The 19,816-nt window shown below is 58.6% G+C and carries 22 protein-coding genes; 1 reads left to right on the forward strand and 21 read right to left on the reverse strand.

Features of this window, described 5'->3' with window-relative positions:
• Positions 1–3 precede the first annotated feature (3 nt).
• The 17 genes from LG294_RS08880 to LG294_RS08960 all read right to left on the reverse strand — a co-directional run bounded on the left by LG294_RS08880 (position 4) and on the right by LG294_RS08960 (position 13,450).
• A complete protein-coding gene (locus tag LG294_RS08880) occupies positions 4–861 on the reverse strand; it encodes a shikimate dehydrogenase family protein (protein WP_404291503.1) in 858 nt (285 codons plus the stop codon).
• A complete protein-coding gene (gene mltG / locus LG294_RS08885; RefSeq protein ID WP_404291505.1) occupies positions 831–2,147 on the reverse strand; it encodes an endolytic transglycosylase MltG in 1,317 nt (438 codons plus the stop codon). The genes LG294_RS08880 and mltG overlap by 31 nt, the downstream gene beginning before the upstream one ends.
• A 32-nt stretch (positions 2,148–2,179) precedes the next feature.
• Positions 2,180–2,653 carry a Holliday junction resolvase RuvX gene (gene ruvX / locus LG294_RS08890; protein WP_404291507.1) on the reverse strand — a complete coding sequence of 158 codons (474 nt, stop codon included), beginning with the start codon at positions 2,651–2,653 and terminating at the stop codon, positions 2,180–2,182.
• Positions 2,646–5,336 carry an alanine--tRNA ligase gene (gene alaS, locus LG294_RS08895; protein ID WP_404291509.1) on the reverse strand — a complete coding sequence of 897 codons (2,691 nt, stop codon included), beginning with the start codon at positions 5,334–5,336 and terminating at the stop codon, positions 2,646–2,648. The genes ruvX and alaS overlap by 8 nt, the downstream gene beginning before the upstream one ends.
• 19 nt (positions 5,337–5,355) lie before the next feature.
• Entirely contained in the window at positions 5,356–5,565 is a 210-nt protein-coding gene (locus LG294_RS08900; RefSeq protein ID WP_404291511.1) for a hypothetical protein, read from the reverse strand.
• Positions 5,566–5,576: 11 nt separating this feature from the next.
• On the reverse strand, positions 5,577–5,948 hold the full coding sequence (locus LG294_RS08905) for a DUF948 domain-containing protein (protein WP_404291513.1): 372 nt from the start codon (positions 5,946–5,948) through the stop codon (positions 5,577–5,579).
• Between the two features lie 301 nt (positions 5,949–6,249).
• On the reverse strand, positions 6,250–6,399 hold the full coding sequence (locus tag LG294_RS08910) for a hypothetical protein (protein ID WP_404291515.1): 150 nt from the start codon (positions 6,397–6,399) through the stop codon (positions 6,250–6,252).
• 262 nt (positions 6,400–6,661) lie between these two features.
• Entirely contained in the window at positions 6,662–7,024 is a 363-nt protein-coding gene (locus tag LG294_RS08915; RefSeq protein ID WP_404291517.1) for a holin, read from the reverse strand.
• A gap of 2 nt (positions 7,025–7,026) precedes the next feature.
• Positions 7,027–8,433 (reverse strand): peptidoglycan-binding protein, encoded by a 1,407-nt coding sequence (locus LG294_RS08920; RefSeq protein WP_404291519.1) that lies wholly within the window; start codon positions 8,431–8,433, stop codon positions 7,027–7,029.
• A 95-nt stretch (positions 8,434–8,528) separates the two neighbouring features.
• Positions 8,529–8,942 carry a hypothetical protein gene (locus LG294_RS08925; RefSeq protein ID WP_404291521.1) on the reverse strand — a complete coding sequence of 138 codons (414 nt, stop codon included), beginning with the start codon at positions 8,940–8,942 and terminating at the stop codon, positions 8,529–8,531.
• Complete coding sequence (locus LG294_RS08930) at positions 8,935–9,132, reverse strand: hypothetical protein (RefSeq protein ID WP_404291523.1); 198 nt, start codon at positions 9,130–9,132, stop codon at positions 8,935–8,937. Before LG294_RS08930 ends, LG294_RS08925 begins: the two co-directional genes overlap by 8 nt.
• A 209-nt stretch (positions 9,133–9,341) precedes the next feature.
• Positions 9,342–9,503: a hypothetical protein gene (locus tag LG294_RS08935; RefSeq protein WP_404291525.1), complete on the reverse strand. Its 162-nt coding sequence runs from the start codon at positions 9,501–9,503 to the stop codon at positions 9,342–9,344.
• Positions 9,504–9,511: 8 nt separating this feature from the next.
• Positions 9,512–10,732 carry a hypothetical protein gene (locus LG294_RS08940; RefSeq protein ID WP_404291527.1) on the reverse strand — a complete coding sequence of 407 codons (1,221 nt, stop codon included), beginning with the start codon at positions 10,730–10,732 and terminating at the stop codon, positions 9,512–9,514.
• Between the two features lie 172 nt (positions 10,733–10,904).
• Positions 10,905–11,333 carry a hypothetical protein gene (locus LG294_RS08945; protein ID WP_404291529.1) on the reverse strand — a complete coding sequence of 143 codons (429 nt, stop codon included), beginning with the start codon at positions 11,331–11,333 and terminating at the stop codon, positions 10,905–10,907.
• Positions 11,334–11,429: 96 nt separating this feature from the next.
• Complete coding sequence (locus LG294_RS08950; protein ID WP_404291531.1) at positions 11,430–12,779, reverse strand: pyocin knob domain-containing protein; 1,350 nt, start codon at positions 12,777–12,779, stop codon at positions 11,430–11,432.
• Between the two features lie 3 nt (positions 12,780–12,782).
• Positions 12,783–13,238: a hypothetical protein gene (locus LG294_RS08955; protein ID WP_404291533.1), complete on the reverse strand. Its 456-nt coding sequence runs from the start codon at positions 13,236–13,238 to the stop codon at positions 12,783–12,785.
• A 29-nt stretch (positions 13,239–13,267) separates the two neighbouring features.
• Positions 13,268–13,450: a hypothetical protein gene (locus tag LG294_RS08960; RefSeq protein ID WP_404291535.1), complete on the reverse strand. Its 183-nt coding sequence runs from the start codon at positions 13,448–13,450 to the stop codon at positions 13,268–13,270.
• Between the two features lie 30 nt (positions 13,451–13,480).
• Here LG294_RS08960 and LG294_RS08965 point away from each other — a divergent pair, with 30 nt between their 5' ends.
• Positions 13,481–13,867 (forward strand): hypothetical protein, encoded by a 387-nt coding sequence (locus tag LG294_RS08965; protein WP_404291537.1) that lies wholly within the window; start codon positions 13,481–13,483, stop codon positions 13,865–13,867.
• An 8-nt stretch (positions 13,868–13,875) separates the two neighbouring features.
• Here LG294_RS08965 and LG294_RS08970 read toward each other — a convergent pair whose 3' ends face one another.
• The 4 genes from LG294_RS08970 to LG294_RS08985 form a co-directional block, all read right to left on the reverse strand.
• Complete coding sequence (locus LG294_RS08970; protein WP_404291539.1) at positions 13,876–14,793, reverse strand: hypothetical protein; 918 nt, start codon at positions 14,791–14,793, stop codon at positions 13,876–13,878.
• A gap of 1 nt (position 14,794) precedes the next feature.
• A complete protein-coding gene (locus tag LG294_RS08975) occupies positions 14,795–15,772 on the reverse strand; it encodes a hypothetical protein (RefSeq protein ID WP_404291541.1) in 978 nt (325 codons plus the stop codon).
• Between the two features lie 135 nt (positions 15,773–15,907).
• Positions 15,908–16,540: a hypothetical protein gene (locus LG294_RS08980; protein WP_404291543.1), complete on the reverse strand. Its 633-nt coding sequence runs from the start codon at positions 16,538–16,540 to the stop codon at positions 15,908–15,910.
• Positions 16,541–16,634: 94 nt separating this feature from the next.
• Positions 16,635–19,793: a phage tail tape measure protein gene (locus LG294_RS08985; RefSeq protein WP_404291545.1), complete on the reverse strand. Its 3,159-nt coding sequence runs from the start codon at positions 19,791–19,793 to the stop codon at positions 16,635–16,637.
• Positions 19,794–19,816 lie beyond the last annotated feature (23 nt).

The raw sequence follows: 19,816 nt of genomic DNA on the forward strand, positions 1-19,816 counted from the left end.
GCTTTAACCGCGTCGATGAAGCCCCAGTGAGCGATACATCGCATTTGTGACGTCTTCGCGGGTTTGCGTGTCGAAGTCCGCAGCGCTGAAATAACGGGCTTGTTCCACCGCCTGATGCACCAGCATATGAAGCCCGGAGATCACCGTGCCGGCCCAAGAATTAGCTAGTTTGCTCGGCCACGGGTCGTAGGCGACATCCAGCAGCAGGCCTCGGCCGCGGCCAAGTTTCTCCACCCAGCTATCGGCGGCGCGCGGCGGCAAGGTGCTGATCACCAACCGGTCCGCTTCAATTCCTCCGGGTCCGAGGTCCTGAACCTGGATCAGCTGCACATTCATGCCCAGCTGATCGGCCAGCGCGGTGGCCCGCTGCGCACGGGTGGCATCGCGCACCACCAATTTGAGCTCTTCGACGCCAAGTTCAGCGACGGCTTCGATGGCTGCCAGCGCCGTATTTCCGGCGCCGAGCACGGTGGCGCTTGACGCCTGGCGCAGCTGCGCGTCGGCCAACGCCAGCACGATGCCATCCACGTCGGTGTTCTGCCCAAAGAGCGTGCCGTCGGCCCGCACTACGATGGTGTTCAACGCGCCCAAGCGCGCCACCCGCGCGGAAACCTCGTCCATCAGCGGGACGAAGGAATCCTTCAACGGCATGGTGACCGAGCATCCTGCCCACCCTCCGGCGCGCAGCTTCGCCGCATGCTCCGTCACCTGGGAGGGATCAAGCTCGATGGCTTGATAGTCGATGTCGACACCGAGCAGCTCATAGGCCGCCCGATGCAGCAGCGGTGATTTGGAATGCTTGATGGGTTTGCCGAGAACGCCGGCGTGCCTCACTTGCAGATCTCCGAGTTTGCGTCGCACCAGGCGCGGAATTCATTCTGGTTGCGCAGGTGTTCGTCGTAGTTCGAGGTGAACTTCGTCTCGCCGCTCTGCGTATTGACGGTCACCCAGTAGTAGAAGCCATTGTCTTGCGGGTTCGCCGCCGCCTTGATCGCCGAGGTTGCCGGGGAGCCGATCGGGGTGGGCGGCAGGCCACGGTGCACATAGGTGTTGTACACGTTGCTCGCGTCCCGCTTCTCCTCCTTGGTGAACTGCAGCGAATAGCGGTTCAGCCCGTAGATCACCGTGGAGTCGGTCTGCAGCAGGCCATGGGTTTCGACGTTGGCCGGATCCAGGCGGTTCTGAATGGCGCCGGAGACGATCTCATAGTCCTTCGGCGTGGCTTCTGCCTGCAAAATGGAGGCGATCTTCAACGCCTTGTAGCCTTCGTCCAGGTCGGTGATCCCGGCCTCGGCCAGTGCGTCCTTGGTGGAGTCCACCATGTTGCTCAGCACCTTCTCGGCGCTGGTATCCAGAGCAAAACGGTACTCTCCGGGGTGCAGCCATCCTTCGAGGTTCTTCACCGATTCGGGCAGGCCGAACTTCTCTGGCTGGTTCGCCAGTTCGCCCAGCTTCTTCTCGGTGATGCCGGATCCCTTAGCGATCTCGGCCAATGAGGCCGGCAGCCGCATATTGGCCTGCAGCCCAATGTAGAAGACCTTATCCGGACGATTGTCGACCAATACCTCGGTTGCTTCCGCGGCCGGCATCTGCAGTTTCAGCGGATAGGTCCCGGGGTGGATGACCAGATTTTCCGCATCCGAGTCGGCCAGCGCGTCCATGAACAGCTTGTCGCTGGCCACCACGTCGAGCTCTTCGAGTTTGCGCGAAATCAATGCCGGTCCCCAACCGTCTTCAACGGTGAATTCGACGGCCTGACCGCCCGGGCCCGGGTAGTCGTCCGGGTTGAACTGCTTGACCAGCGAACGGATGAAGTAAAAGGATCCGGCGAGCACTAGCGCGAAGATCAAAAAGGTTGCAAGCATCACCAGATTGCGGCGGCGTTTGCTGCGCTTCTTGCGGGCCTTCACCGCGCCGGCGGCGGGAGCAGCTGCGTGCAAGGGCTCGGGCTGCGCTTCGGGATATTCGGCGGGCAGCGGCTCATGGTGCGGTTCGGACTCCGCCGAATCCGCACCACTGAAAAGCTGCCCACCGGTCAGTTCCGGGGTAGCAGGGGTTGCGAGGCCTTGCGGCTCGCCGGCTGCAAAACGTGCGTAAAGCTCGCGATGTGTTTTACGCTGCCGTTCGCGGCGGGCTTCTTCTCGCATCAACTCTCCCTGTGGATTCTCGCGGCGTGCTGTTATTTCAACACGATGCGGCTGGCTTGAACGCGGACACCATTACGTCGCATTTCAAGCACCTGTTGCAGGATTTCTATGGCGGCCGCCTGGTCGACGACCTGACGATGATCTTGCATGCGGCGCCCCGAGGCGTGCAACGAGCGGTGCGCACTGACCGTGCTTAATCGCTCGTCGACCAAGAAAATCTCAACCTCGATGCTAGCCGCATTTGCCTCTTCGGCCAAGGCTATCGCGTAGTCACGAGCCATTTTTGTGGATTCCGTGGAGTTTCCGGCCAGGGATTTAGGTTCCCCGATGAAGACCTCGGAGACCTCGCGGTCAACAATCATGCGCAATAGCAGGCGCCGATCCGAGTTCTTCTTCGCATCGCGGCGCAAGGTCATCACCGGGGTGGCCAGGATGCCCGATGGGTCCGAGACCGCGACGCCGACGCGGGCCAGGCCCACGTCGACGCCGAACGCAATCTTAGCCATTGGCAAGGGCCGCCCGAATTGCGGCCAGCGCGTCCTCGATCTTCGAGGCGTCTGCTCCGCCACCTTGGGCCATATCGTCCTTGCCGCCGCCGCCGCCGCCGAGCACTCCGGTGGCGGTGCGCACCAGCGCGCCGGCCTTGAAGCCGTTGGCGCGCGCCTCCTCGTTGGTCACCGCGAGCACCAGCGGACGGGAGTTCGACACACCGATCAGCACGATCACCGCGGCCTGCGCTCCGAGCTTGCCACGCAGATCCAGCGCCATGGTGCGCAGCGCGTCGGCCGAATCGATCTCACCGGCGTTGTGTGCCAGCAACCGGGTGTTCCCGATGCTCTGCACTTTTTCCAGCAGGCTAGCCGACTGGGCGAGCATCGCGGCGCTCTTGAGCTCCGCGATCTGCTTCTCAGCGGCCTTCAGCTTCGCAACCGTGTCATTCACACGCTCGGAGACCTGGTTGGAGGGCACGCGGAATAGTCCCGACAGCTCGGAGACCAGCGCACGCTCGGCAGCCCCGTGGCGGAACGCCTCCATGCCCACCAGCGCTTCGACGCGTCGGTTGCCCGAACCCACCGATGCCTCGGAGAGCAAGGTGAGCTGCCCGATGCGGGAGGTGGATGGCACGTGGGTGCCACCGCACAGCTCGCGCGACCAGGCGCCGTTCATCTCCACCACGCGCACGGCGTTGCCGTACTTTTCGCCGAAGAGGCTCATCGCGCCCAGCTGCTGCGCCTCGGCAATGGCCATCTCGTTCGTGATCACCTGGTGGTTCGAGGCGATCGCCAGGTTCACGACCTCTTCGACCTCGGCGCGGGCGGCAGCGGAGAGCGCCTCGGCCCAGGAGAAGTCAAAGCGCAGGTATCCGGCCTTGTTGAAGGAACCGGCCTGGGTGGCGGTCTCCCCGAGCAGTTCGCGCAAAGCGGCGTGCACCAGATGAGTGGCCGAGTGGGCCTGTTCACCGGAGTGGCGGCGGATCGCATCCACCTGGGTGCGCACCAGCGCGTCTGTGGGAAGTTCACCTTCGCGCACGATCACCTTGTGCACGTTCAGGCCCTTCACCGGGGCCTGCACGTCGGTGACCTCGAGGACGAAGCCGTCGCCGGTGATCAGCCCGATATCGCCAGCCTGGCCGCCTGCTTCGGCGTAAAACGGGGTCTCGTCGAGCACGAGCTCAATTTCTTGGCCCTGCTCGGCGAAGTTCACCAACGCTCCGTTGGAAACGATGCCGCGGATCTTCGATTCGCCCACCAGCGTGTCGTAGCCGGTGAAGTTGACCTTGCCGGACTGCGCCAGCTGGTTGAAGACGGTCAGGTCAGCGTGTCCGCCCTTTTTGGCCTTGGCGTCCTTTTGGGCGCGGGTGCGCTGCTCGGTCATCAGTTCGCGGAAACGCTTCTCGTCAACCGCAAGGCCTGCCTCGGAAGCGATCTCCAAGGTCAGGTCGATGGGGAAGCCGAAGGTGTCATGCAAGGTGAAAGCGTCATCCCCGGAGAGGTCTGCGCCCTCGGCCTTGGCTGACTTCAGTGCATCGTCCAGCCGGATGGTGCCCGAGGCGATGGTGCGGCTGAAGGCGCGCTCTTCGGCGTAGGCGATGCGTGCGATGCGCTCGAAATCCTCGGCGACGATCGGGTAGACACCCTTCATCGCGTCGCGGGAGACCGGCATCAGCTCCGGAAGGACCTGCGTGTCCACACCCATCAGGCGCATGGCGCGCACCGCACGGCGGATCAGCCGGCGCAGCACGTAGCCGCGGCCTTCGTTGCCCGGGGTGACGCCATCGGAGATCAGCATCAGCGAGGAGCGGATGTGGTCCGCGATCATGCGCAGGCGCACGTCGTTCGCGTGGTTTGGATCTGCCGGGTCCTCGGTGGAGGTGTAAACGATGCCGGCAAGTTCCGCGGCCTTGTCGAGCACCGGACGCACCTGATCGGTCTCGTACATGTTTTCGACGCCCTGCAAGATCATTGCCAGGCGTTCCAGGCCCAGGCCGGTATCGATGTTGCGCTTGGGCAGTTCGCCCGCCACATCGAAGTCGGTCTTGGAGCGTACCGCGGAGAGCCGGTACTGCATGAAGACCAGGTTCCAGATTTCGACAAAACGGGTTTCGTCGACGGCCGGGCCGCCATCCAGACCGTAGGCCGGGCCGCGGTCGTAGTAGATTTCCGAGCAGGGACCGCCGGGGCCGGGCTGGCCGGTGTTCCAGTAGTTGTCTTCCTTGCCGGTGCCTACCACGCGCTCCGAAGGCATGCCGATCTCGTCTTCCCAAATGCGGCGCGCTTCGGTGTCTTTTTCTTCGCCGTCCTCGTAGACGGTGACCCACAAGCGATCCTTGTCAAGACCGTAGCCGCCGTCTTCCAGCGAACCGGTGAGCAGCTCCCACGCGAAGTGGATCGCGTCGCGCTTGAAGTAATCGCCGAAGGAGAAGTTGCCGCACATCTGGAAGAAGGTGCCGTGGCGTGAGGTCTTGCCGACCTCTTCGATGTCGCCGGTGCGGATGCATTTCTGCACCGAAGTGGCGCGCGTGTAGGGCGCCTCCTCCTGAGCGGTCAGGTAAGGGATGAATGGGACCATGCCGGCCACCGTGAACAACAGCGACGGGTCCGATGAGACCAGCGAGGCGCTGGGTACCGCTGTGTGCCCCTTCGCGACGAAGAAGTCGACCCAGCGGCGTGCAATTTCCTGCGTTTTCATCGTGTTACGGATGATCCCTTCACTTAGCGGTGTCCACGCCCAAGGCGGAACGTAATTCTACTTCGCGGGAGTTCATTCCTTCGCGGAATGCTCCCACTACCTCTGAGATGCGGTCGGCGTACTTGCCGACCTGACGGTTCAGTGCCGCCCCGGAGGATACTTCGGTGTATTTCTTGGTGGCGAGGACACCGAGGCCCACGCCGATAACAACCCACAAAAGCTTTTTCATTCTAGTCTCCCCTAACGGCTGCGGCGGCCCTTGCCGCTGGTGTTCGCATTGATCGCTGCCTGCACACCCGAGGTGAATGCGGTGATCTTGATCAGTGGCTTGCCCACGGTGGCTGCCACCAAGGAGGACAGCGCGGAGACGTTGGCGCTCGCATCGGAAACGTTCGAGGTGATCGCGTCGACCCTCTTGAGCTGGTCATTGGTCGTGGCGACGGTGTTGGCCACCTCGCCAATCAGCGGGGTCGTCCCCTCCGAGAGGTCCTTGATGGAGTTGCGAAGCTCGTCAAACACCTTGCCCAACTTGATGATTGGCACCGCCAACAATGCCACCAAAATGGCAAAGACGCCGGCTGCGATCAGCCCTGCAATATCCGAACCCGACATGTGCTTCCTCTTCTGCTTTGGGTGTTTGCTGCCACTCCAGCTTATCGAATCGCGAAGCGTTATTGGTAGTTAAGCCAATGGCCCGCAACCGAGTCGGTTGCGGGCCATTGAACACGCGCTAGATTTAGCGTGCGTATTTTCCCGCAGTTCCGGGGATGAACGCTCCAAAGCGCGTCCTCCCCAATGTTTATAAGGCGTTCGACCGTGTTAGTGGGTTTGTTCTCACTATTCCAATACAGTCCAAAACAGGCCTAAATCGGCTCGTGCCGGGAGCCAACCGCCACAAAACCGCCACAAGGCACTACTCGCCCCGATCAACCCGAATACTGGTTCGCTGCGCACCTTCGGGAACCATACTGAAAGCTTCATCCCTGGCTGTCTCATAAACGTTGCCATGGACCGCGACGGAACCAATTTCGCCGTCTTGCTCGTAAGTTACTTTTACTTCCATAAGGCGAATCTTACGCTGGATTGACGCTTGCCTTAAATGCGAAAGACCGCCCCACCCTCGTTTTGAGGATGGGGCGGTCTTTCGCTTAGTGCAAGGTGATGGCTCCGTGGATCGCACACTCATTGGTGGCGGTCCACTTGCCTTCAACGGTCTCACCATCAGGCATGATCACAGTTGTTGGGAGCGGGGGTCCTTGTAGAGTTTCCTCACGGGATTTGCTCCATGGCCAAAGCTTCATGCTCTGATCATCTCACACACGGTCCTACTGTGCTTCGTGCTTGCCTGGCTCTTCGTCAGGGATTTTGGCTGGTCCGTGGACAACAATGCGCTGGGTGATTTCGCTTTGTTTTAGTCGTTCTTTCACAGTTTCCGCGAATTCGTCAGCATCAAGTTTTACGGTGACGGATTTTCCAGCGGTGAAATCCGCATTACCAAGGCTCGTTGCCAACGAAAGGATCGCAGACAACAGGCCAACGCCAAGAGCTGTCGGGAGTACGGCTTCCCACGGCACGTCCCATGCAGACACCGCTGCACCAATCGACGCTACCAGTGTTGCAATGAACGATTGAACGAAAGTTTTGGTCAGACGCTCAGCAGCGCCCTTCCAGAATGAGAGGGTGAACATAATTAGAGTCCTAGTCGTTTCTGGGTAATTTCTGCGGCGATGCCGTCCTGGACAAGTCCGGTGCGGCGTTGGAAGTCGCGCACGTTCGCTTCGGTCTGGTCGCCAAAGTCGTTGTCCACGATCTGCTTGGTGTACCCCTCGGAGCGCAGCGCACTCTGCACCCGTCCTACGTCCGCACCGGTGGAACCGTTCTGCAGGTTTCGGTATGTCTTCGAAGGCTTCGAGGCGGTGGGCTTGATTGGCTTCTTCGGACGGCCAAGAGCTTCATACTTGGCTTGAGTGACGGGGCCCCACTCTTGGTCTGGGTAGAGGCCGTGGTCACGCTGGAACGCCTCCACCGCGCCCTTCAACATCGGGCCGTCTACACCGTCGGGGTATCCTGCGTCGTAGCCCAAAAGGTTCAGGGCCTTCGCGATCGCAATATTGTCTTCCTTCGTGTTGCCGCTGGCCGGGGTGGACGGCTTGCCCGAAGTCTTCGACGGCTTGGAACCCGGCTTCACACCGAACTTCTTGAACGCCAGCTGCGGGTCGTAGTGCGAGTTTGGATCCTCCCAGTCCTCCCACAATTCGAAGTGCGTGTGCGGACCCGACTGGTTACCCGAGGAGTCGTTGTAGCCAATGAGGTCACCGGCGTTCACCCAGTCGCCGACCTTCAAGGACGAGAGCGGCATCATGTGGTTGTAGCCGTTGCCTTCACCGTCAGGGTTAGCGACCAGGCCGCCGTTGCCGGTCTTATACGGCGCCCAAGTACTGGACCGGTTGCCGTGCTTCGCGGTGCGGTGAAGCTTCTTGATCGTTCCAGCGAACGAGGCATAGACAGGCTTGCCGGTCTGGCCTGGGCGTGGTGGTGCGATATCAGTGCCAGCGTGGCCTTTGTAGCCACCGCTGCGTTCGTGGTTCTGAGTAAGTCGTCCTTCGAAGGGGCTGATCATTGTGCTGCTCATGGGTGGGGTTCCTTTCGGGTCTGTGAGGTTGAGAAATTCTTGCCAGCGGTTGGTGGCGCGCATCTGGGCCGGGCAGTCTTTGCCTGTCCAGTGCGTGTGGTCCACGACGTCGTCCCGGGTGAGCCCGTGATCTATGCGTAGCTTGCGGACTTCTTCGGCGGCGTTGCGGAAGGCTTGCTCGTAGTCGCCGTCACTGTTGACACAGATCTCCACTGCGATACTGTCCGCGGCCCCTGGTCCTGCGTGCCAGCATTGCGCGGTGTCCGGGTAGGAGCGGATCGCCTCGGTGCCATCGACTTGAATGTGCCAGGATGCTTGGCGCACGTTCCCGGATGACTGGAGATCGGCGTGGGCTTGAGCATTCGCGCCGCGGTCAGCGTTTGCGGTCTCATGGACCGTGATCGACGTACACCGGCTGATACCGCGATACGTCTGGGCGGCGCTCGCGACTAGCTGCTCTTTCACATGTCCACCTTTCGGGCATAGAAAAACCCAGACACCGTTTGCGTCTGGGCATAAGAAAAGCCACTCCGAAGAGTGGCTAATTTGTTGTGCTTATTTTAGTTTTCGATGATACTTTCCATTTCCGACACGATTGAATCAACGGATGTCTCTTTCGCCTTGGCAACAACGTACGCCGCAATCCAGCATGAGATTGCAATGCCAAGTCCCACAACCGAAGCACCAATGAATGCCGGGGTTATCCAAGCAAACTCTAATTTCAGTTCGACTGGTAAAACGCGAGCAGCTGGTAGCCAGGCGAGTAGCCCGAGACCACCTGAAATGAAGATGCCAAGAGCAGCGTACGCGAATGCAGAAAAGCCTTTCTCCGTTTCTTTCAATCCCTTGATCTGGGTTTTGATACGTTCCCAATCTCTTGTACGCATCAAAGTAACACTCTCCTTCGGTACGCTCAGGTTATGGTCTTGTTGAAACTGAATATGTGTTCCTGCGGAACCGCCAATGTCAGCCATTCTCAGGCCCGCCCGTGGCGTAATCGTTCTGTTCGAGGATGCCAGACGATACTGCATTGATCAGCATCGTGTACGCGCAATTGTTGCAAACTACCTGCATTGCCGGATAGGTTCCGGATTCTCCGCCAATTATGAATGCCCCGCCTTGGAATGGGCGTAGTTCCACCATTTCGCCAATGTTCCATGACATCGTGGAGCACACTGGGCAAGCCATTCCATTAGGGGCTTTTTGACTTAACCACGCTATGGTTCTTTTGCGGTGCGCCTCAATGCGCTGTTCTCGGTTCATTTCTGTCATTCAACAAATCATACGATGCAAGCACCCAGGCCCTAATTTGGATGTTTCCAATACAAGTAACCAAATGGGTATAGAGAGGGCCAGCGCTTGCTAGTCCTTGGTTATGGGAGGTCTTCTGCGTTTCCGCCGCCGTCGATGTATTTGGCGGTGAGTTCGCGGATTTGGTCGGGGATGGTGGCTTGTGCTTGCCGCCGTTCTTGTTCGATGGCTACGTCGGTGCGGAGCGCGTCGAGTGCTTCGTCTGTCAGTTCACGCAGGTTCATTGATGCTCCTAGTTAGGGATTCCGGGAAATGTTGTCGGCCAAGGGTCGCCCGTCGTGAAAGTGACTGGAACAATAAGGCAGTTCGCCGCGAAAATTTGGCCATTGTGAACCAGGTTTCCTGCGCTGATACTGAATAATCGCTGCGGGATTCCTAGCGTGTCGCACAACGGGAAAGCGTCGCCTGAATTTCTTGGTCGGAATCCGATAGGTAGCTGTAGAGCAGTGGGGGAAATTGCGCCGGACGCGTTGAAGTACCCGCCAATTGTTACCTTGTTTCTCACGCGCTGAACTTTGAAACTGAATGACGGCGCGCCGTATCCTGCCCAGCCGTTAAGCATGTCCTCTGTGCGATACCGGCGAACCCCTGTGTCTCCCTCAATGACCTCCCACCCCGTGTTCCCGGTGCCGGATTTCTTGAGCCACCGCCACGCGCCCGCCGTGCCAGCGGTGTCGGTGTAATAAGTTCCCGGTGGTGCGGTCACGACACCCAGTGGTGAGCCGACGCCACGTAGCTCGAAAGCGGTAGGGTTGCCGGGCGCGCCAGGGTCGCCGTCCTGCCCGTCGAATTCGCCGTTATTGGCGCGGGTTACTACATCCTCCGCGGCGGCTACTGCGTCGGCGGCAGACTGTGCGGAAGCCGTCGCGGCATCGGCGGCAGACTGCGCGGACAATTCAGAGCCACCCGCGGCGGCAACCGTAGCATCACGCGCAACTTCCGCGGCATCCTTAGCCGAACCCGCCGATACTGCGGAAGTGTTCGCCAGTCCGGCAGACTCCCCCGCCAATAACGCGCTTTCGGAAGCCGACAAAGCCGACCCCGCCGACCCGCTAGCCGACGCGAAAGAATCGTCGGCAGACTGCGCGGCACTAGTCGCGGAACCCTCCGCGTCAACCCGCGCCGCTTCCACATCGCCAGCCAGCGCCTTACCGGCTTCCAACTCCGCCCACCATAAAGGATCGGGTGCGGCTACCGGATCAAGCGTCGCCCTATCCACATGAACCAAATCCGGGTAATCAACCGGCAAAAACTCACCCGGCGCATTTGGATCCGGCAACGGCTCAGGAACGGCCACGTATGCATATTCGGGCGATACTCCGAACCCATGCGAATAAACCTCCCACACCCAACCGTTGCCAGTCGGTGCAAGTTCCACATCGGCACGCCCCGAATCTTTCGGGATTTCAACCGGGAAGCCAACCGGCAAAATCAATTCATCCGGATCACCCACCACCACACGCTCACGCGTCGGAGTAAACCGCAACGTCCCACTAGCAGGGGTGCGAGTACCATCCGCTGTGGGGCGCGTCCGGAAAAATCTAATAAGAGTCACAGCGCAGTCCTTTCGAGGGCATAAGAAAAGCCCGGACCAGGTTGGTCTCGGGCTTGATGTTCAGATTGGGTTATTCGGCAGGTGGCTTGTTGGAGTACTGATCGTGCAAGTCGCGGAGCATCGGAGTCCAGTTCTCGGTTTGCTTTGTGTGGTCGGAGAACTCCTGCCGAAGCGCTTGGGTCTCACGCCGGCCTGCCCGATCCTCCGCATGCAGCATGCCGATGTCCTTGCGAGTCTCGTAGTGGTCCTCGCGTAGACCACGCACGTCACGGCCGAGCTCTTTGAGTAGGCCCATCGTCGCCTCATGCCGTTCGTCCCCTTCTTCGCGGAGGTTGGTGTCATGGCTGTTCTTCACCTGCTCGCGTGCTTCCTTCGCGTCCTTGCCGATCACGGTCAGCTTCTTTCGAAGCGGGAGCCCGACTGTAATAAGTGCTCCCAGGACGATGCCGAGGGTGGTTATGGCTTGGACGATGACAGCTTCAGTCAGCCATCCGGGCATGGCAGCTCCTATAAAAGTTGAGTGATGATTAGACACCCTTGCGGAGGGCATAAAAAATACGCCCTCCACATTGGCGCCAATTGACGAGTGACGATCTCAGGCGGCCACTGTGGACAGGACGCCGGTGTCTGACACTAGAATTTCCCAGAGCGCACCGTTCGGTGACGCAGTGACGAAGTGGCCGTTGCGCTTGATCTTGGCGACGACAACACCGTTGAGCTTGAATTCCAGAATGTCCCCGGTTCCCCACACCTGATTGAACGATGGGGTTTTACGGGTGTCGTTCATGAACTCAAGCTCGTTAGTGAGCCGGAACCAACGTGAGTAATTCCCTGCGTCGTCCCAAGGTCCGAGCATGAAGAAATCTCCGTCACCCTTGTAGTCCGGGGTGATAGACGAGTTCTGGGTGTTGTTGATCTGGATCGACGGCTGAGACCGGCAGTTGTCAATAATCATCGCCGAACGTGCGTTGGAGTACTGGTGCAGCACCCATGCGGTGGTCGCTCCCGGCCAGTTCTGCGTGTTGATCGCATACCCTTGGCCATGGTGATCCTGGTCGATGAACGTCACCGACGAACCAGGTGCGTCCTCCTGCAACCACGGCAAACCTGTAGGTGGCTGTAACGGGGTATATCCGTCCACTACACCGGCTTGGCTCCAAACACCCCACACGCCTGAAGTGTTCTTCGTTTGAGTGAAGACGCCCTTGCTGTTCGTGTACTGGCGGTTATTGCCCGACTGGAGCAGGAATCCTTGCAGGTTTCCCGGGAAGCCGAGGGACTGGGCGACACCGTTGTTCGGTGCTTCCCACCAGCCGTCCTCGAGAACGTCCATGTTCTGCTGCGCGATCAGGACACCAATGGTGACGCCGTCGCCACCGCCACCACCCGGTTTAGGTTCCCAGCCCTGCCAACCGTTGGTGGTGCGCCGGTTGATCCATTCGCGGTTTGGCTGTGCCCACTCTTTCATTTCGGCGTACCCGTACCCAGCAGGATGTGAGCCCTTGCGAATATCGCCGACCTGCACCGGCAGATTCCATACCGACTGCAGCTGCGCCTGGTCATTGAAATACCAGCCGTCAGGCAACGCATCCCACACCATCGTGCCGTGAGTCGCGGTGCGCAACCGGATCGGGCCGAGTGCCTTCGGTGCCCACTCTTGCCAGCCGGACGAGGTGCGCCGGCTGACCTGAGTCGTGCCAACAGCACCCCACGTGGTGAACTCGCGAATACCGAGAGCCCCGGACTTTGCTGTTTCAAGGAAGCCGACACTACTGACCGGTAAGTTCAGGGCATCAGCAACAGCTGGGGACGGGACCAGCCACATGCCGTTAGCGATCGTGTCAAGGTTGCTCGTGGTCGTCAGAGTACCCTTGAACCAGTCCGGGCCAGCTGGACCCACTGGGCCGGGCCCGCCTGCAAGGTTGCTAATCAAACTCCATGTCATGGTCTATTCCCATCGGTAGAGGTCGTTGGTTGATGGCTTGAACCACCACTGGCCTTTTGCTTCTGAAACTGGCGGTATCTCTGAGACCCAGACGAGGAGCTGGTTCGCGCCGCCGACACCTGCGCTTTGGTCGATGAGATCGCCGATGTTGTGAGGCCCACCTCCGGGCACTTTGACGCGTAGTGTTCGGTCACGGAGTGTTCCAGCCGGGGTGTTCCAGACCAGTTCCACGTCGTACCAAGCGTCTGCGTGGAATCCGGAAGTGGCAGTGAGGTTCACTTGGAACGCACCCGAAGAATCCGGGACCACCGGATACGCGGTCGTCGGATAAACGTTGCCCTTGCCACTGCCAGTAGCCGTAACGTTGGTGACCGGCTCAAGATGGAAGATGATATTCGGGACCGCGCCCGGCATGGGTAGGCTTCGCAGGTCAAAAACATTCCCCGTAACTATCGGCATCGTGCCTCCTTAACTAGAAAACCCACCGTCTATGCGGTGGGTTGGTTAGCGAGTTTGAGCAGCGCGTTTGCTTTCGCTTGCGCGACTTGCGAAGACGATAATGCTTGCCTGAGTTCTTCGATGATTGATTCACCGATGAACACCTTTTGCCTCAGCTCGACATTCTCTGCTTCTAGCTTTGTTACGGGATCTTGACCACTGAGTTCCGCCATTTGTCGGCTCCTTAGATTAATGTTTGTGTTATGCGCCCAAAACTTATTGCCCTGATTGCTGTATCCGCTCTCGCGTTGGCCGGATGTGGGGCTTCTGAATCAACTCAGAACGTTGCAGTTCAACCGACAGCGGCAACCGCGGAAGTAGCCGAATCCAGCAGCGCGTTAGATGAGAGCGGAGCCGAGCATTCACAGGTCGCAATTGAAGCGGTGGAGGAACAATTTGCAAACCACGTTGCCTCCCGTTCAAATGCATATGCGCTTCCAGTAGCTCCCAAAAAAGAAAAAGCAATCGAGGCACTTCACGACTATTGCGAAAGCGATAAGCCCATGGATCTTTCTGATACGAAAGAATTGAACGAAACTATGGAGTCGGCCGCTGACCAACGTTATTGTGACGCCCTGGAAACTGAATAGCCCGAGAACTAGGTGATGTGGAAGAACAGTCCATTCGCAGGGTTGAAATAAACATTCGACTGTACGCCTTGGATGCTCGGCAACCCGCTAATTCGTAGGCGCTGATTAGTTATCTCGCTGGCTGAGCCGATGAAGATCTGAGGGAACCGGGCAGCCTGAGTCGATTCAAGCTCACCACGCACCCATATCTTTGTTGCGGTGAGGTCGATTCCATTTGCACGCGCTTTGACTGTCGAGGTACCTAAGAAGTCCAGAGTGGCTCCAGTACTGTCCAGAGCAACCGATGAACTCGTGGACGATGACAAGGCAATACTGTCGCCTCCGCTTCCTGACACCATATTCCCGCCCGGTGCTTGGATCATGTAGATGCTGTTCGGATCGATGACTACATCACCAAACGTTGCTTTCCCGTTCGGTTCGATCTTCGTGACGCCAGCTTTGAGCACTCCACCAGTGAGAAGTTCCAGATCGTTCTTGACCGTCGTGCGTCCCTGAATATCTAGCGTCCCGGAGATAGTCGTGGGCCCGTCAACAGCGAGCAAACCGGTGATCGTAGTGTCGCCACCGATGTCAAGGATGCCGTCCAACGTGGTGGGCCCGGTGACGTTCAGTTCGCCCAGGATGTTTGTTGACCCCGTGATTGTGGTCGTCCCTGAAATTTCCATCGGGCCAGTAACAGATGTTGAACCAGACAAATTGATCTGCCCCGACGCGTTCAACGTGCCCGTCACTGATAGGACACCCGAAACTGTGGCAGTGCCCGCAACCGCCAACAAACCATCCACATAAACCGTGGAACCAGTTGTCCAATGAGTTGAACCGCGCTCCACAGTGGTCGAAGCAAGGTCAGTTTTGGTGCCGTAGTTGCGTTCTTTTCGGTTCTTCCGGGTGATGTTCTCCCCGGTGAGGTCTACCCGACGTGCCACGCTAACCTCCCTTCGGTTGGAACTCGATGTCTACGAAATCGCTCGTAATGTCACCGGAATATTTGAGCACCTGCCACTCACGCCAACCATCGGTGAAGTACGGGTCATCGCGGATGTACCAGTTGATGATCGTTCCAGGGCGTAGTTCCCACAAGTTTCCGAGGATTGGGGAGTCAAGTTTGAGCCTGAACCCCGCCTGCCGCACAGCCCCATTGGTAGCCACCAATGAGGAAGCCGCTTGATCGTAAAGCTCAGGACCCTTCTTGATGTTCTTGAACTGCTCCACACGTTCCAACGCCGGATAATCCGCAATATTCGACGATTGCGATTCTCGGACAAGCATGCCAGGGCTCTTAGCGGTCTTCTTGCCGGAACCTTCACCGACCGCAAACATCTGTGTCGCTACGTCGCGTGCGTTGGTTTTGATCCACAAACCCTCAGCCGGACAATCGACAGCCGAGAAGTTCACTTCGATCTTGTTCAGCGACAGGTCACCAGTACGCAGGGTGAAGCGGACACCGCCAGCGCCGTCCCACTCTGGGCGGAAGTCAACATCTGGACCGTCTGAAAGATCCATGATCTCTTCCATGGCGCTCAGTGCGGTGTCCATGTTGTAGCCGTTGTAGGTACGGGATCGTCCGCCCGTGTAGTCGTCCTCGTAGACCATCGGCACGCTTCGATCCGAACCAGCTACTGCGAGTTGGATGATCCGCTTGATAATGGTGTCGTATTCCAACCCAGAATAAGTTTTCTCCCAGTTGGTGATGTTCTCGTCGCGGACCTCGCTGATTAGGCGTGCATCCCAGAGCGACCAAATATCCTCGTGAGTTAGATCCAAGGTTTGCGAGTCACGGTCATAGTCCGCTTCCCAAATTATCCCCGTATAGACCACGACATTGTCATAATCCACGACGATGCCACGCTGCCCAGGATACGAATCGTTCAGACCCGCAACCGCTGCCACATCAGGATCAGACAAGATCAGTTTGGTTTTTCCGCCGAAACCGTGATTGAAGCCCCGCTCCCATGGTGAGAATTCCGGTTTCAATTCCACCCGGTCAGCCCACGTCTTGCTAGAAACACTCCACACCCGATAACCAGGCATACGGCCTCCTTAGATGTAGGTGTCGTTGTAGCGGACGGTGACGTTTGCGTTACCGGTGATCCACATGGTCTGAGCCAACCCCGGCTTGATCGGTTGAAAATTCGCTGTGGAGAAACCACCCCGAACCACCGAACCGCCGGCCCGGAGAATCCCAGTCCGGTAGTCAATGGTGTGAGCAACGCCAGATACGAGAGGCTGCGTCACCGATACCAAACCGTTGATATTCAACGTGTACGAACCAGAACCAGTCACAGTGACCACAGGCCACGCAGGAACAGTCCCACGATGGAACAACGACGGATAACTAGACCCCGAACCAGTAATCTCGTACGACTCGCCATACTTAAACGGATCAATCGCTTCGAGCGGGATTTGGAATTGGAGGAACGTTCCGGTTACTGCGGTGAACTCCGGTGTGCCTCGCGGGTCGACCGTAGCCCACTGTGTCGGGCCGTGCCCTTCGACCAACAGCTTCGCTCCCCCACGGTGGCCGAGAGCGTTCAAGATGCCCTCGGCCTGGTGGAGGTACTCGTGGTTCTTCGTGAACAGCCGGCCGTTTATGGTGACCAGTCTGTTCTCGTAGTACACGGGGGTTTTGTGGCTTCCGTCGCCGGCGGTGCGTGGTTCGCTGTTGCGTTTCACTGCTGGGCGTTGGTTCCACCCGGGCAGGCTGTTGATTTTCCAGATCCCTTCCCGGCTCGTCCCTGAGAGTGGGAATCCGTCTAGTGTGACTAGCTCACCCAATGCGCATCCCCACCTTCGCTAGTTTGCTTGTGATACGGTCTTCGACGGCTTGTGCTGCTCGCTCAGGATCACCAGCACCGTGCACAATAATGTCGCCGATGCTGATCATTGAGCCCGCTGATCCTGTGTTTGCTGCGTATCCGCCCGCTTGTCCCCCGCCGGCGTAACTGGCGAGGTGTTGCACGCTGGGGTCGTCGGCGTTGATGGCGCCGAGTACACGGTTGTATTTGTTGGCGGAGGTGGCTCGGATGATCCACTCTTCGTCGTCCAAGTTCGCGGCAGGTCGCCCGTCCGAAGTGACACCGAGGATCATGTCAGTGCCCAACCCTGTGCGAGGTAGCTGTCCTCCGTCCTTGTAACCAGGAAGACTGAAATGTCCGCCACGAGAGTTGTTGGTGAGTCCACCGGATCCGCCTCGGTGCACCGTTGATGCGCCCTCGGAGGTGTACAGCGTTTTGACGTTGATGGTGGAGTACCGGTTGCGTGCAGCGTTTCGGAGTTGCTCTTCCGCGGCGCCGGTGATTGCCTCAGCGGTGATCTTCGCGATCCGCTTTTTGGCTGCAGTCTCGTCGATCTTGTTGCCAGCTTCATCTGTGCCGGTTTCGGATACTTCGATACGCCCATCAGGCATTTCGGTGATGATGTAGCCCAACGCCTCCAACGCCCGACGTACCTCCGGGCTGTTCTCCGTGATCTGAACTTTTCCATCCGGTGTGGACTGGACTAGTTCGTGAATCTCAGTGAGCTTTCGCGCCAAGGAATCAGTGTTCGAGTTGAACTGGACATACACGGAACCAGGTATCAGGTTCAGTTCATCTGCAAGACGTTTCGCTTCGTCTGCGTTCATTCCCGCCGCTTCGGCGTTCTTGATGTACTGTTCCCGGCCTTTTCGCATGGTTTCGGAGAGTTCGGCTGTGCTTGCGCCGTTCTCTCGCTGTGCTTCCATGCTTCTGTAGGTTGCTTCAACTACGGCATCGAGAGCGCGACCGTTTTCGCGACCCTTCTCTGTCGTCTCGTCTAACGTCTTACCGTTTTTGGTGATGGTTTCGTTAGCCTTGTCGAATGATTCTTCGAGTGCCCGTAGTGCCTCGTTCTCGTTGAGTTGCACCATGCCAGCGTTGACGAGTGAGTCGTACCAGTCGTCTACAGCGTCAGCGGCTTCCTTTGCAGCCTTCGCAGCGTTCTCATATGCGGTGGCCGTGCCGTCAGCACCCTTAGCAGCATTCTTCGACTCAGCGTCAGCTAAACGCAGCGCGGCAGCGTACTGAGGGAAAATCTCGGCAAGCTTCTCCACTGGCACGCCTGCTTCTTCGGCCTTTGCCGCGAGAATCTCGTAAGTGTCCGCTGCTTGTTCGGTGTTACCGGACTTGACCATCCCAGTGAGGACGGAGTCCAGCTGTTCGAAGTTCTTGGTAACGAACTCCATGTTGCTGGATCCGCGGGAACCGAGCGTCAAAATCTTCGAAATGGTCTGGTCGACGCTGTCACTGATTGAAGGGTCGCCGATGATTCGGAACGCTTCACCTAACCCGTCAACATCAAGCCCGTTGAAGAAGTTACCTTTACCGGTGAAAATGCTTTCGAGGTCTTGTCCAGCCGAACTAGTGCCGAGTAGTAGGGCGTTGAGGTTGTCGATGTTGGCTAGGTCTCCGGAGGAAACCATTGAGCCGATCATTGGGCCGACAGTTGCTAGGGCTAACAGTCCTGCCGCCGCGGTCCGTGCTGCGCCACCCACCTTTCGTGTGCGAGTTTCGAGCTGGGTCATCGGACCTTCGGCGCGTCGTGCTGCTGCGCGCAGATCACGTAGACCGGTGACGGTGCTGATGATGTTTGGTGCGATCTTCATGAACGCACCAGCTACCAGCGCGCCAACACCAACGAGGCTTGCTAGGACGGTGAGCGCGGTTTGAGCAGGCTCGGGCAGGTCGGTGAACCAGCCCACTAGGTCGGCAACACCATCGGCCAGGCTGGCAATGACTGGGAGAAGGCTTGCGCCTGCGTCGATGCCAGCGTCCTTGATATTGTTCCAAGCTACCTTGACCTTGGATTCAGCGGTCGCGTAGCGTTGCGCGGCTTCGTCGGCTAGAGCACTGTTTTCTTCCCACGCCTTGGAACCGAGTTCCAGCGATTCGGTGAGCAGGTCACCGGAGTTCGCGAGGGCAAGCATGACTTGCATTTCCTCGGTGCCCTTGATGCCCATGTCCTTGAGCGTGGCAGTGAGGTTGCCGCCAGCGTCGTTGGTGCGGGCGATACCCTCGGCGACGAGCTGCAGGGCTTCCATTGGTGAGCTGCGGAACTTGGCCGCGAACTCGTCAGCGGAGGTTCCAGCAACGTCTGCGAATGCCTGTACGGATTCGCCGCCCTCATCAACAGCGGTACGCATTTTGAGTAGGACACGAGTTGCTACGCCGCCACCGAGCTCAGCACGCACGCCCATGGATGCGAGAGTGTTGGACAGGGCGAGTACGTCGGCTTCGGAAGCGTTCAACGACGCACCAGCACCGGCGATACGCTGAGCCATCGAAAGGATCTCAGCTTCGGTTGACGCGCCGTCGTTACCTAGTGCGACCAGGGTGGAGCCGAACCGTTCCACGCCTTTGGAACCTTCACGTTCCATCGTGCCCATCACGTTGGAAATCTGGGCGATGTTCGTTGCCGCGTCTTCGGCGGTCAGGTTCGTTGTTTCGCTCAAATCAATCATGGTGTCCGTGAACCCAAGAACATCATCACGAGCAACACCCAGCTGGCCGGCAGCTTCCGCCACACCAGCGATCTCCGCATGCGTGGAGGGCAGTTCTTTGGCGAGGTCGCGAAGCCCGTCTGAGAGCTCCGTGTACCCTTCCTCGGTGTCATCAATGGTCTTGCGAACACCAGCGAACTGGGACTGCCAATCCATGGCCGCCTTGCCAGACAAGGCGAGTCCACCGGTGATCAGCAGACCTGCACCAACCATGGTTTTAGATACTTGATCCCATGATTTTTCGTGCGTTTTCGCTACTGCTGTAAGGCGGCCGATACCCGATTCAGCTTTTGTGCCGGCTTCCTCGGTTTTCTTGGCCGTCTCTTTCGCTTTGGCGGATACCCGGTCCATGTCCTTGAGGAATGAACCGATCTCAGCGCCGACAATGACTCGGAGGTCTTTTACAGCCAAAGGTGACACCGCCTATTTAGTTA

Source organism: Glutamicibacter arilaitensis (assembly GCF_044793945.1).
In the GTDB taxonomy this organism is placed as follows: Bacteria; Actinomycetota; Actinomycetes; order Actinomycetales; family Micrococcaceae; genus Glutamicibacter; species Glutamicibacter arilaitensis_B.